Here is a 12,827-nt window from a genome sequence, read left to right on the forward strand (position 1 = left end):
CCGCGAGGGGGATCGAGGCGGCGAGGACAGCGCCGACAAGCAGTCCTGCACGGCGTCTTGATGTCGAGAGAGGTCTCACTTGTTCTCCTCGTGTCGTGTCGGAACCGGGACCTGGTTCCGCCGCACCCGCCCTGAGGACGGGACGAATATCACCGGCCGGTAGCGGAATCGGCCGACGGCGGTCGGCTGAGACCCCGGACGGCCGTCGGGCCGCCGGCCGCGGTCATGGTTCGCCGGCGCGAATCGCCGTCAAGTGCCCGCATCGCGCGCCACTTGCCCATGTCCGCGAGGACCGCCATCGGCTGCGCCCGGTCAGGCTGGGGCTGTGCGCCGGTCACCGCGCCGCGGACGGTCACCTGGTGCCGGGAGCAGTCGCTCTGCTGCGCCCGGGACAACTGCTCGGCAGTCGCCCACCAGCGCCGCTTCCACTCCCGGGGATCGGCACCGCACACCTCGGCGTACGCGAGGACCACGGCAAGGGTGGGCAGCTGGGTTCCGGCCGCGGCCCGGGAGAACGTCACCGCCGAGAAACCGGACCGGCGCGCCATCTCCCGGTAGGTGATACCGCCGGCCCTCTGCCGCAGCCCACGCAGCTCGTGGGCCAGAGACGTGACGGGCCCACCATCGGAATCCAATGGGCGTTCCGGTCGTCCCATTCCTCGTTCCTCCCCTGGCGGGAAATAAGAAACAGCGCTTGTTTCCCTGCCGTAGAAATTCCTCGCATGTCGACCGGGGCGCATTGAATCCCGGACAGCTGTCATCCGTGGGGGGTGAATTCCGAAGGCGGCTTTCTCGTCGGTGAGGCGATCAGGCAGACGGTCCACGACGTGCCGGCCAGTGAGCCGACAAGGCGGTGTCAGCCGAGGTGGTCGCCCCTCCAGCGGTCGGTGGGGCGCCGTCTTCGTGGCAGGAGCATCGCTGCGCGGCCGACGCCCGCGCTATGCGTAGTTCTACCGATGCCGGGGTTCCGGACAGTGGGTACTCGCCCCGGGGCGGTTGGGTATCGAGCCGCTAGTCGGTGGGTACCTGGGGCGCGGACCACCAGGCGGCGATCTGGGCGCGAGACCTGAAGCCGAGTTTGCCGAGGATGTTCTGCACGTGACGGTCGGCGGTACGCGGCGACAGCCCGAGCCTGGAGCCGATCTGCCGGTTGGACATCCCCTTGGCGACCAGGGCCGCCACTTCACGCTCCCGGGGGGTGAGCGGGCCTGTCCCGGCGGCCCATGTCGCCGGCCCATGGCCCAGGGCGTACTGGATGGCCCGGCCGGGGGTGTCGTGGCGGCCGCCCTCGGTGAGTTCCTGCGCATACGCCGCCGGGCCCAGGGCCTTGCGGGCCGCTTGCTCGCAGTGCTCGTGGTATTCGGCCATCTGCGGGCCGAATGCGGAGACGGACGTGCCGACATCGCGCCACAGGGCACTGGCAGCGCCCAGCAGCCGGGCCGCCTGCCCGTGATCACCGTCGGCGGCGGTGGCCCAGGCGAGCAGTTCCAGCATCCGCGCGGTCAGCGCGTAGTCGTTGAAGCCGCGCATGCTCTCCAGTGCGGACCGGGTCAGCGCCTTGGCCGCCTCCCGGTCGTCACGGGCCCAGGCGTTGTGGCCGAGTGCCATCAGTACCTGGGCGCGGCCCCACCGCTCCCCGCTCGCCTCGAACGCGGCGATCACCTGCCTGCCCGTCTCCGCTGCACGGGGGTCGCCGGCAAAGGCCTGGCCGCAGGCCAGCGCGTGCAGCCACGCGACCGCCCCGAGCTCGTCGCCCAGCGCCTTCGATGCAGTCATCGCGTCCTCGTACCGGGAGACGCTTTCCTCCGGCCGCCCCTGGCGGTACGCCGACAGGCCGCGGAAGCCGATCACCTGGGCACCCATCCACCGGTCGTCCAACTGCTCGCTCAGTGCTGCCAGTTCGTCCAGCCACCGGTCAACCGCCGCTAGGTCGCCCTGTGCCTGCGCCACCCAGATGGCGATGGCGAGCGCCCGGCCTCGCTCCGGTGTGGGCTCGGTCGCCGCTGCCAGCGCCCGGTCGATTTGCCGGCGCCCTTCGCTGAGGAAACCGCCGACGCACCAGTGGAAGCTCAGCGCCGCGACCAGCGCGAGCCTGACCCGGGGGGCGGCGTCGCAGTCCAGGGCCGCCAGCAGGTTGGGGTGCTCGGCGCGCAGCCGGCCCAGCGCCTCCACCTGGCCGGGGCCGTACCAGTCCTCGGCGATGCACCGGGCCAGGACGAGGAAGTAGTTGCGGTGCTGCAGCAGCAGACGCTCCTCCTCTCCGGAGGCGGCGAGCCGTTCGCGTCCGTACTCCCGGATGGTCTCCAGCAGCCGGTAGCGCGGCAGTCCCTCGGTCTCGGTGGTCAGGACGACGGACTGGCCGACCAGCCGGTCGAGCAGGTCCAGCACCTCGTGCTCCTCGATACCGTCGCCCGCGCAGACGCCGTCGGCCGCCTCCAGATCGAACCCGCCGGCGAAGACCGACAGCCGGTTCCACAGCAGCCGCTCGGCCGGGGCGCACAGCTCGTAGCTCCAGTCGACCGTCCCGCGGAGCGTGCGCTGATGCGGCAGCGCGGTCGGGGACCCGCTGGTGAGCACCCCGAACCGGTCCTCCAGCCGGTTCGCCACCTGCTCCACGGTGAGGGTGCGCAGCCGGGACGCGGCCAGCTCGATCGCCAGCGGCAGCCCGTCCAGCTCGGCGCACAGCCGGGCGGCCTGGTCCCGGTTCGCCTCACCGACCTGGAACCCAGGCCGGACAGCCGCGCCCCGGTCCCGCAGCAGGGCCACCGCGTCGTCCGGGTGCAGGGGCTGGACGTTGAAGACGTGCTCGCCCGTCACCGCCAGCGTGTGGCGGCTCGTCGCCAGGATGTGCAGCTCGGGGGCGGCCGAGAGCAGGGTCTTCGCCAGCTCGGCGCAGGCGCCGGCCAGGTGCTCGCAGTTGTCCAGCACGATCAGCGCCCGCCGCTCGGCCAGATATCCCGCGAGCTGCTCCAAGACGGTCCGGGCACCCGGATCCGGCACCCCCAGCGCGGTCGCGGCCACCCCCGCCACCGCCGCCGGCTCCCGCACCGGGGCCAGGTCCACCAGCCACGCCCCGTGCGGGAAGGTCTTCGCCGAGACGGTGGCCGCCTCCAGCGCGAGCCTGGTCTTGCCGACCCCGCCCGCCCCGATGAGGGTCACCAACCGCGCCGTCAGCAGCAGGCGGCTGATCTCGCCGAGCTCGGCCTGCCTGCCGACGAAGCTGGTGAACGTCGCAGGCAGGTTCCCCGTGTGCATGGCGCTGCCGGGCATGGCCCCATCCTCCCACTCGGGGGAGCCTCACGCATCGGGGTTGCCGGAATTTGATTCACGACGGGAAGGGGTTGTGAATCAACCTGCGAGGCCTAAAAATCGCATTCCGATCCCGTTATGGAGATGCCCGGCACGTGCCGGCGGCATCCCTTGGCGCGCAGAGGGAAATGCGAATTCGGCCCCCTCATGCGCAGAAAAGACAAGGGCACGAATTATGCAGAGAAAGACTACCGCCAGATCGCTGCTGATCGGGGCCGTCCTGTCCACGTCGCTCGTCCTGGGCGCCATCCCGTCGTACGCGGACATGACCCCGCAGGCCGCGGGGATCAGCGACTCCGACTGGTCGCTGGTCGGGCAGGTCGGCGACTACAACAACGCGTACATGGAGTACGTGGACAACCAGGGCGAGGCTACGCTGGTGTTCACCGGAGGCCATGTCCCCGACCAGCTGCAGTGGCCGTCGGGCTTCACCGGGTTCTCCAACCCCAACCTCGTCCTGACCGGCGAGTACAGCCAGTTCCCCACCAACAGCGACATCGACGCGACCATCGGCAACACCGTCGCGCAGATACAGGCGGCCGGCTACGGCGCGTCCGCGGCCTACGACCCGGACACCGACAAGGTGGACGTGACCACGGATGCCCCCTCGTCCGTCACCAACCCGCTCGTCTCCAGCTACGGCAGCAAGATCCACATTGTCGTGGGGGTCCCCGACATCAGTGAGACGGACTGGGCCTCCATCCAGGAGATCGCCGACTACAACGGCGCGTACACGGTGTTCCTGGACAGCCAGAACGAGCCCACGCTGGTCTTCACGGGAGGCCATGTCCCCTCCCAGCTGCAGTGGCCGTCGGACTTCCACGGGTTCCAGGACCGCAACCTCGTCCTCTACGGCGAGTACAGCCAGTTCGCCACCAACAGCGACGTCGACGCGACCATCAACAACACCTCCACGCAGCTGAGCAACGCCGGCTACACCGCCCTCTCGGCCTACAACCCGTACACCGACAAGGTGGACGTGACCACCAACGCCCCCTCGTCCGCCACCAACCCGCTCGTCGCCACCTACGGCAGCAAGATCAACATCATCGTCGGGACCGTCGAGCAGCAGTCGGCGGACGGTACTTCCACGGCTCCCGACTCCCTGAAGAAGCACCACTTCAAGAAGCACGCGCCCGCCAAGAAGCCGACCTCCAAGCAGCACCAGCCCGCCAAGAAGCCGGCGCCGAAGAAGCACGTGTCCCTCAAGCACTTCAAGAAGGCGTCCCCCGCGCCCGGAGAGGCGCACAAGTTCCGCTTCGCGATGCGCAAGCACCAGTAACGGGACCACTGGCGGCCCGCCCCGAGGAGTCAGGCAGACGCGCCCGGCCGGGAGTTCCCCGGCCGGGCCGTCGGCTGCCGCCGGGTACGGCATACGGTGTCGGGGTTCTCCACACCCGGTGCGGGGAGACCGCGGGCGATGTCGGTCCCCGCCGGTACCGTCGGATCATGGGCAATCAGGCGGGGGCGGAGAACACCACGGGTGAACGGCGGCTCGCCGTCCTCGAAGGCGTGCTGGAGCGGATCACGTACGCCAACGAGGAGAACGGCTACACGGTCGCCCGGGTCGACACGGGAAGAGGGGCGGGGGACCTTCTCACCGTGGTCGGTGCGCTGCTCGGCGCCCAGGTCGGCGAGTCCCTGCGGATGGAGGGCCGCTGGGGCTCACACCCGCAGTACGGCAAGCAGTTCTTCCCCGTACTGGAGGAGCTCGGCATCGGGCTCGTCGCCTACTCCCCGCTCGCCCGCGGCTTCCTCAGTGGCGCCGTGAAGTCCCGCGAGCACTACGACGCGGGCGACTTCCGTCAGATGATTTTTTGGTGGGCCCGTGAGAACTTCGACCAGAACCTCTCCATCGGCAACGAGCTCACCAAGATCGCGGAGAGCAAGGACGTCACCCTGTCGCAGCTCGCCCTGGCATGGCTGCTCGCCAAGAAGGACTACATCGTCCCGATCCCCGGATCCCGCAGCCCCGAGCGCGTCGCGCAGAACATCACCGCCGCCGACCTCGGGCTGACCGCCGACGACCTCGCCCGCATCGACGAGATCGCACCCGACGGCGCCATCGGCGGACGAGGCATGTGACACGCCCGCCCAACGGATCCGTGCTCAGCGGCTGGTTCGTCGTGAACCACGCAGGGCAGCGACGTCCAGTTCACCTTCGGCAACTTCGGGCAGGGCGCCTTCACTGGTGCCGCGCCGGCCGACCTCGCGACGGCACGGGCGCTGTCCTCGAAGATGGTGGACTCGTTCGCCGCGTTCGCGCACCACGGTCCCCTTCAACCCGGGCGCTGCCGAACTGGTCGGCCTTCACCCCTCGCCATCGGGCATGCCTGTCCTTCGACGTGGAGCCGCGTCTGGTCCACGACCGGCTCTCCGACGCGCGGCGCGAGGCCTGGGACGGGGTCGATCCCTTCGCAGTCTGCTGATACCTGATGCTGCCGCGGGGGCCGCCGTCCGTTGTGTGACGGCGGCCCCCATGCCGTCATCGGGCGACGTAGCCGCCGTCGACGGGAAGGGCGACGCCTACGACGAAACTCGCTCCCGGGCTGCACAGCCACAGGACCGCCTGAGCGATCTCATCCGCCGTGCCGAGCCGGTTGACGGGCTGGTTGGCCTCGGCCTCGGCCAGGTCCAGTTCCCCCTTGGCGATCATGTCGCTGACCATGGGGGTGTCGATGGTGCCGGGGCAGACGGCGTTGACTCGGATGCCGCGCGGGGCGTATTCGAGGACCGCGCTGGTGGTCAGGCCGATCGCACCGTGCTTCGAGGCGTGGTGGGAGGCGCGGCCGGGAAGGCCCACCAGGCCGCCGAGCGAGGAGCAGTTGACGATGGCCCCGCTGCCCTGAGCACGCATGTGCCGCAGCTCGTGCTTCATGCAGGCCCACACGCCACGGAGGTTGATGGCGTTGACGCGGTCGAACCGCTCGGCGGGTTCGTCGGCGGCGTCGCTGGGCGGGATCTGGATACCGGCGTTGTTGTAGGCCATGTCGAGGCGGCCGAAGGTCTCCACGGTGCCGTCGACCGCGGCGGCCACCTGGTCCTCGTCGCTGACGTCGCAGGTGAGGGCGAGCGCCTGGTGGCCGGAGTCGGTGAGCTCCTTGACCGCTGCGTTCAGAGCGGCTTCGTCGATGTCGGTGAGGGCGACGGCGGCACCGGCCTCGGCGAAAGCGCGGGCGGTCGCCAGGCCCATGCCGGAGCCGGCACCGGTGACGAAGGCGACCTGGCCGGGGAAGTCGTAGGTGGGGTTCACGCGTCTTTCCTGGGCCGCCGACCAGAACCTGCCGGCCTCTCCCCCTCCCGCCCGACCACGGTCGGGCCCTTAGTCGCCGAGCAGGCACCTCACGATGAACCACATACCCAACGGCCAACTGCCGCCCCGAGGTAAGCCCTCCCGCCCCACCAACCCGGGCTCGAACTCGCCCGCTCGCTGCCGGGGCCTGTGCAGGTGGCCCAGTTCTACGGCTGCGGGCATCAGGCCGGCGGTCGGCGAGCAGAGGAGGAGGCCGACCTTTCTCGCGAAGCGACTGGCTCCGGTGCCCGTAACGGAACCCGCCGATTCCAGAAGCCTTCCGTTCCCTCCCGAGACATCCTCAACACGGACCTTCGCACCCGCGCACCGGGGCCAGTTCGCCAGTGACCCCGAGACGACGCACTGCTATCCGGGCACCCTCCGCACAGCCTGCGCGGTCCGCACGCCTTCGCTACCGGGCGGTCCTGGCGGACGTGCTGCGCGCACTAGATGTACTCACCGCCCAGCCGGAGGCCATGAGCTGGCCGATCGGCGTCTACGGCGACGACCTGGGCGTGATGGTCGCGGCGCGCAACCTGCCGTCCGGGCGGCCCGCGTCGACTCCGCTCTCCTGCCTCAGTGGAGCGCGAGCCTTGGGTAGCGAACGCCCTGCTCAGCGGCCTGTAATGAAGGCTGCGTCGAAGGAGGCGGCGGGCGGCTCGATGGCCGTGAGGGCGCGCACCCGGGCGAGGGCGTCCGGGGCGCCGATGAGGCGGTCCATGCCGGCGTCCTCCCACTCGACCGAGAGGGGACCGGTGTAGCCAACGGAGTTGAGGGCGCGTACGCACGCTTCGAAGTCGATGTCGCCGTGTCCCAGTGAGACGAAGTCCCAGCCCCGCCGGGGGTCGGCCCAGGCCAGATGAGATCCCAGGCGCCCGTTACGGCCGTTGAGGTTTTTCTTCGCATCCTTGAAATCGACGTGGTAGATGCGGTCGCGGAAGTCCCAGGCAAAGCCGAGGTAATCCAGGTCCCGCCAGACGAAGTGGCTGGGGTCGAAGTTGATGCCGAAGGCGGGGCGGTGATCGATGGCTTCCAGAGCGCGCCCTCACGCATCGCCTGTCCCGGATCGGGGCGCTGCGCCCGCTCGCGGGCGATCTCACTCGGCTGGACCTGGTGCTCCACGCCATCGAGTTGCACCGGCAGCCTCGGGCCCGTGCCGCGAGTGACGGCCAGCTGCCGCCGGGCGGCGCGCTGCTGACCGCCACCCCGAGTGGTCAGATGACCTGCCAGGACAGGCGGCGCAGGTGGGTCCCGGTGCGGCACTCCGTGGCCCCATTGCCCCGCTGCGCCGGCCCATCCGCAGGCCGTCCGAGCGGCCATGATCGAAGCCCTATGGACGTCGCTTCCGATGACCTGTGTCCTGCCAGCGTCCCGAATCCAGTGTTCAGCCGCTCGCGCACGTCCACACAGCGACCTGCCCTGATAGCGAGCCGGCCCGCAGCACCTCGTCGCAGCTCATCCGGCCTACCCCTCACGCCAGCTGATCAACCCAGCTACCGCAACGAGACAGTCACCACGCGGACACGGCACTCTCACCGACCTCACTCAACAAGAAACGCACCCTCGAGCCGATTGCGGCAGCAGGCGATGAGGTCTTCGAGGGCGGCACGGTGCTCGCGGTAGTGAGCGCAACGGATCCACACCCCCGCCACCTCCAGAACATCGAAGACGGACGGAAGCACGCGGGTTCGTACATTCTCGGAGCTGAACAGCGAGGAACCCGTACACCAAGCACGGTGAACGGGGCGTGTCAGTGATCTTGTGTAAGTCGCCTGGTTTCATTGGATGCTGAGCCGGTCCTCGAAGAAGAGTGAGAACTGGTTCAGTGCCTCTTTCCAGTGTGCGGCGACGTGGTTCGCGTCGCGCGCTTTGGGGTTGATCTGCTCGCGGACCGCGAGGTAGAGGACCTTCAACGCGGCTTGTTCCGAGGGGAAGTGCCCGCGGTTGCGGGTGGCTTTGCGGAGCCGCGAGTTGATCGACTCGACCATGTTCGTGGAGTAGACCACCGTCCTTATGGCCGACGGGAACGCGAGGTAGGGCGTGAACTCCGGCCAGGCCGACCGCCAGGTCCGGACGATCGCTAGGTAGCGTTCACCCAGGTCAGAGGCAGCGAATGCGTCGAGGGCCTGTTCGGCGGCCTGTTCGGTCGGGGCTGCGTAGATCGCTTTGAGGGCCGGCACGAGTTTGGGGTGGTCCCGCACCGACGAGAGCCGGAGCGAGGCTCTGGTCAGGTGGATCACGCAGGTCTGGACAGTGGCCTTGGGCCAGGTCGCGGTGATCGCGTCGGGCAGGCCTTTCAGTCCGTCGCAGGCGACGATGCAGACGTCCTCGATGCCCCGATTCCGTAGTTCTGACAGGACCGCCATCCACGTGGTGGCGCCTTCGCCTTCGGATCCGACCCACATGCCCAGGACGTCTTTGCGGCCGTCCATGTCGACGCCGACGGCCAGGTAGACCGGCTTCGAAGTCACCGAACCTGAGCGGATTTTCACCCACAACGCGTCGATGTAGATGATCGGCCAGACCGCGTCGAGGGGCCGGTTCTGCCAGGTCACGAGCTCGTCGATCACGGCGTCGGTGACCTTGCTGATCAGGTCGGGGCTGACCTCGACGCCGTAGATCTGGGCGAGGTGGGAGCGGATGTCGCGCACGCTCATGCCGCGGGCGTAGAGGGAGAGGATCCGGTCGTTGAACCCGGCGAGCCGACGGGCGTTCTTCGGGACCAGGCGCGGTTCGAAATCGCCGTTGCGGTCCCGTGGAACCGCCAGCGTGACTGCCCCTGCGTCGGTGAGGACGGTCTTGGGCGAAGTCCCGTTGCGGGAGTTCCCCGAGCCGTGGCCTGCGGGATCTCCGCGTTCGTAGCCGAGGTGTTCGCTCATCTCGGCTTCCAGGGCCCGCTCCAGCACGGCCCGGGTGATCTCCGTCAGCAGCCCGCCCTCACCGAGCAGGGCCGCCCCTGAGGCGTCAGCCTTGTCGAGCAGTCGCTCGACGACCTCGTCAACCATCTCGTCGTCGGCCACGTACGCGGCCGCTTCGTCTTTGTCTGCCATGACTCGTCCGATCCGCCCGGCCCGAGGGCCCGAGGGCGAGCCCCGGGCCAGGTTTTCACATCACGGACTTACACGATCTTTCAGACACGCTCCGGTGAACGTGACTTGGCGTACGGGGCTTGCCTGGGTCGGCGGGTATCAGGATGACGCAGTCCGGCTGTTGCCGAGGCGCGGTAGGACGATGAGCAGGACGGTCGCCGCCGCGATCAGGTGAAGGACTTCGAGGGCCGCGATGGTCAGGCCCTGGTGGGCGGAGGTGAGGGGCCCTGCCGCCATCACGACGACGGCGAGCGCCACGAGCAGGACGAAGGTCCGCCCGGGCCGTGCGGTCCGCCGGGCGATGACCAGGGCGATACCGCCTCCGACCAGGGTCATCAGGAGGGTCATGATGCCGGCCATCGGCGCGTTCACCGTGCTCTGGCTGCCGGACATGGTGACGGTGTAGTCGGCTCCCGCCATGTCGAAGAGGAAGTAGGCCACGAGGACAGCGACCGCCGCGGCGATGGCTGCCGGCAGGACGGTGCGGACGAAAGCGGCCAGGGGGCGGGAGGAGACAGCGGAGGACATACGGACTTCTTTCCGGAAGGTCGGACGACGGGCGTCGTGGGGAGGTCGGGTGTATCGCGGGCGCGATAGACGGGCCGTGTGATGTGGCGTGGGGCAGCCACCCGGCGACTTGGATGCGTGGGCGGTCCCGCGCCCGCGGCTCTACAGGGCGGCGAAGCCGAGGACGGCGGCAGTGAGGGTGAGCACGGCCAGTACCGCCGGCGCGGCCGGGGATTCCTTGCGGCGGGTGTGGACCTTGACGGCACCGAGCATGACCAGCGCGAGGCAGATGCCGGCGATCGGACTGAGGACGGTCGCGGTGTCGGTCAGGGCGGGCAGGATCAGACCGAGTGCACCGAGCACCTCGGCCAGGCCGATGAGCTTGATGGGCCCGGCGGAGAAGTCGTCCACCCAGGGCATGTTGGCCTCTTTGAGGGCGGCGCGGTCTCGGGCGAGCTTCATGCCGCCTGCGGCGAGGAAGACGAGCGTGCCGAGGCCGGCGACTATCCAGAAGGCGATGGTCATGGCGTAGTTCTCCGTGAGGTCGGATGCGGACAGAGAGAGGGGACTGGGGTGCCCCACGCCACTGCGGAGGGGGCGACCCGCGCACAGCGTGTGCGCAGGGGGAGGCGAGGGGGTGGCGCGGCGGGAATGTAGCGGCTCAGGCGGCTGTGCGCGTCTTTCCGGCTGCCGGAGGTGTGGGCATCTCGCGGCGCAGGACGGGGAGAATGTCGGAGCCGAACAAGTCGAGCTGTTCGTGGATGGTCTTCTCCGGGACGCCGCCGAAGTCCAGGCCGAACAGTTGGCGCTGGTAGGGGCCGAAGTAGTCGGGGAAGGAGAGGACCTTCTCGATGACCTGCTGCGGGCTGCCGACAGTGAGCCCGGTCTCCCTCGTGACCTGGTCGAAGTCGCCGGAGTGGAAGCGGCTGCCCCCACGGAAGTAGGGCATGTACTCGGCGACGGCGTCCTGACTGTTCCTGCGGACGAAGGCGCCACCTCCGGCGCCGACGATCGCGCCGACGGCGGGGCCGTGGCCATGGTGTTCGAAGCGGGCGCGGTAGTAGTCGACGAAGTCCTTGAAGTACTCCATGGTCATGAACAGGTTGTTCACGAAGAAGCCGTCGCCGTAGTACGCGGCCTGCTCGGCGATCTCGGGCGAGCGGATCGAGCCGTGCCAGACAAACGGCTGGGCGCCGTTCAGCGGCCGGGGCATGGAGGTGAAGCCCCGCAGCGGGGCCCGGAACCTCCCCTCCCAGTCGATGACATCCTCGTCCCACAGCCGGCGCAGCAGAGCGTAGTTCTCTATGGCCAGGGGGATGCCCTGGCGGATGTCCTGGCCGAACCACGGATAGACCTCGGGGGTGTTCCCGCGGCCGAGCATGATGTCGACCCGGTCGCCCGCGAGGTGCTGCAGGGTGGCGAACTCCTCCGCGATCCGCACCGGGTCGGTCGTGGTGATCAGGGTCGTCGACGTCGACAGAGTGATGTTCGTCGTCTGCGCGGCGATGGAGGCCAGGATCGCGGCGCCCGCGCTGGAGATGAAGGGCGGGTTGTGGTGCTCGCCGATCGCATAGACGTCGAAGCCGACCTCGTCGGCGTGCCGCGCGATGCGGACGATGCCCCGGATCCTCTCGGTCTCGCTGACCGTCTTCCCCGTGACCGGGTGAGGGGAGAGGTCCCCGACGCCGAAAATTCCGAACTCCATGACGCGACCTTCCGGGCGGGCACACCCGCCAAGTAGTTGATACGTGTACAACCTAACCCGAAGGTAGTACACGCGTCAACTACATGCCCGAGGGGCATCAGCCGTCGGCCGCCCCCTCGGCCCGACCTGCGGCGGTCACATGCCGGATGAGGCTGGCGGAGATGTCGATCAGCGCCTCCTGCTGCTCAGCGGTCAATGCGTCGAGGAAGTACTTCCTCACGTGCGCGCGGTGCAGCGGCGCCGCCGACCGGATCGCCGCACGCCCGGCATCGGTGACCGCGACCACGGAACCGCGTCCGTCACCGCGATACCCCTCGCGGGACACCAGACCCCGCTTCTCCATGCGCACCGCGTGGTTCGACAGCCGGCTCTTCTCCCAGCTGATGGCCGCGGCAAGGTCCGTGGGGCGCATCCTCCCCTCCGGCGCCTCGGTCAGCGCGACCAGCACCGTGTAGTCCTGCGGGGACAGATCCGTCTCGCGCGCAAGATCCCGCTCCACCTGCTCGCGTACCAGCCGCTGCGCATCCAGCAGACCTCGCCACGCCTGACTCTCTCGCGCATTCCAGTGCTCCGTGCTCACCGCGCCATCCTACCCTGATTAGTTCATGCGTGAACTAATCAGGGTGCGGCCAGGACCTGTCCAGTGGGGGCATGCACCTGCGCCCCTACGCGCACGAACGGAACACGACACAGAAGTCCGGCTCGACCGCACTGAGCGCCGGATCACCGCGCGCGCCAACCCAACCCCCATCTCAAGCCGCCACACCTCGACAGCCGCTCCAACCTTCGATCCAGGGGCATCGCCGCCGAGCAGAAACGCAGGTCGAGGCGATCAAGGCGAGGAGTGGGACCGGGGCCCGGCGCCCGGCTTCGCCTACAGATAGTTGACACGTATACCAACTCGCTCTAGGTTGTTCACGCATCA

The 12,827-nt window shown here is 69.1% G+C and carries 9 protein-coding genes and 3 pseudogenes; 3 read left to right on the forward strand and 9 right to left on the reverse strand.

Features of this window, described 5'->3' with window-relative positions:
- Positions 1-149: 149 nt before the first annotated feature.
- Together ABT254_RS05900 and ABT254_RS05905 are read right to left on the reverse strand one after the other, a co-directional pair.
- Positions 150-656, reverse strand: a complete 507-nt coding sequence (locus ABT254_RS05900) for a helix-turn-helix domain-containing protein (protein ID WP_351464122.1) — start codon at positions 654-656, stop codon at positions 150-152.
- Between the two features lie 355 nt (positions 657-1,011).
- Positions 1,012-3,270 carry an ATP-binding protein gene (locus ABT254_RS05905; RefSeq protein WP_351464125.1) on the reverse strand — a complete coding sequence of 753 codons (2,259 nt, stop codon included), beginning with the start codon at positions 3,268-3,270 and terminating at the stop codon, positions 1,012-1,014.
- 214 nt (positions 3,271-3,484) lie between these two features.
- On the opposite strand from ABT254_RS05905, the gene ABT254_RS05910 reads away from it, so the two are divergent.
- From ABT254_RS05910 to ABT254_RS05920, 3 genes and pseudogenes are all read left to right on the forward strand, one after another.
- Complete coding sequence (locus ABT254_RS05910; RefSeq protein WP_351464128.1) at positions 3,485-4,591, forward strand: hypothetical protein; 1,107 nt, start codon at positions 3,485-3,487, stop codon at positions 4,589-4,591.
- Between the two features lie 167 nt (positions 4,592-4,758).
- Positions 4,759-5,001: pseudogene (locus ABT254_RS05915) on the forward strand (YrrC family ATP-dependent DNA helicase); the annotation flags it as partial.
- 6 nt (positions 5,002-5,007) lie between these two features.
- Positions 5,008-5,394: pseudogene (locus ABT254_RS05920) on the forward strand (aldo/keto reductase); the annotation flags it as partial.
- Positions 5,395-5,794: 400 nt separating this feature from the next.
- On the opposite strand, the gene ABT254_RS05925 reads toward ABT254_RS05920, so the two are convergent.
- The 7 genes and pseudogenes from ABT254_RS05925 to ABT254_RS05955 all read right to left on the reverse strand — a co-directional run bounded on the left by ABT254_RS05925 (position 5,795) and on the right by ABT254_RS05955 (position 12,482).
- Entirely contained in the window at positions 5,795-6,562 is a 768-nt protein-coding gene (locus tag ABT254_RS05925) for an SDR family oxidoreductase (RefSeq protein ID WP_351464131.1), read from the reverse strand.
- A gap of 652 nt (positions 6,563-7,214) precedes the next feature.
- Positions 7,215-7,643, reverse strand: a pseudogene (locus ABT254_RS05930) (sugar phosphate isomerase/epimerase family protein); the annotation flags it as partial.
- Positions 7,644-8,379: 736 nt separating this feature from the next.
- The gene (locus tag ABT254_RS05935) at positions 8,380-9,651 is read right to left on the reverse strand and encodes an IS256 family transposase (RefSeq protein ID WP_351464134.1); all 1,272 of its coding nucleotides are present in this window, start codon (positions 9,649-9,651) and stop codon (positions 8,380-8,382) included.
- 138 nt (positions 9,652-9,789) lie between these two features.
- Positions 9,790-10,218 (reverse strand): DUF6069 family protein, encoded by a 429-nt coding sequence (locus ABT254_RS05940; protein ID WP_351464137.1) that lies wholly within the window; start codon positions 10,216-10,218, stop codon positions 9,790-9,792.
- Positions 10,219-10,359: 141 nt separating this feature from the next.
- The gene (locus tag ABT254_RS05945; RefSeq protein WP_351464140.1) at positions 10,360-10,722 is read right to left on the reverse strand and encodes a DoxX family protein; all 363 of its coding nucleotides are present in this window, start codon (positions 10,720-10,722) and stop codon (positions 10,360-10,362) included.
- Between the two features lie 136 nt (positions 10,723-10,858).
- Positions 10,859-11,902, reverse strand: a complete 1,044-nt coding sequence (locus ABT254_RS05950; protein WP_351464142.1) for a CE1758 family FMN-dependent luciferase-like monooxygenase — start codon at positions 11,900-11,902, stop codon at positions 10,859-10,861.
- Between the two features lie 97 nt (positions 11,903-11,999).
- Positions 12,000-12,482: a MarR family winged helix-turn-helix transcriptional regulator gene (locus ABT254_RS05955; protein WP_351464145.1), complete on the reverse strand. Its 483-nt coding sequence runs from the start codon at positions 12,480-12,482 to the stop codon at positions 12,000-12,002.
- Positions 12,483-12,827: the final 345 nt, after the last annotated feature.

The sequence above is a fragment of the Streptomyces sp. NPDC001137 genome, assembly GCF_040298885.1.
In the GTDB taxonomy this organism is placed as follows: domain Bacteria; phylum Actinomycetota; class Actinomycetes; order Streptomycetales; family Streptomycetaceae; genus Streptomyces.

Excerpts from the sequence above, each read along its gene's own strand:
- ABT254_RS05900 (WP_351464122.1), bottom strand. The coding sequence starts at position 656 with ATGGGACGACCGGAACGCCCATTGGATTCCGATGGTGGGCCCGTCACG.
- ABT254_RS05905 (WP_351464125.1), bottom strand. The coding sequence starts at position 3,270 with ATGCCCGGCAGCGCCATGCACACGGGGAACCTGCCTGCGACGTTCACC.
- ABT254_RS05910 (WP_351464128.1), top strand. The coding sequence starts at position 3,485 with ATGCAGAGAAAGACTACCGCCAGATCGCTGCTGATCGGGGCCGTCCTG.
- ABT254_RS05935 (WP_351464134.1), bottom strand. The coding sequence starts at position 9,651 with ATGGCAGACAAAGACGAAGCGGCCGCGTACGTGGCCGACGACGAGATG.
- ABT254_RS05940 (WP_351464137.1), bottom strand. The coding sequence starts at position 10,218 with ATGTCCTCCGCTGTCTCCTCCCGCCCCCTGGCCGCTTTCGTCCGCACC.
- ABT254_RS05945 (WP_351464140.1), bottom strand. The coding sequence starts at position 10,722 with ATGACCATCGCCTTCTGGATAGTCGCCGGCCTCGGCACGCTCGTCTTC.
- ABT254_RS05950 (WP_351464142.1), bottom strand. The coding sequence starts at position 11,902 with ATGGAGTTCGGAATTTTCGGCGTCGGGGACCTCTCCCCTCACCCGGTC.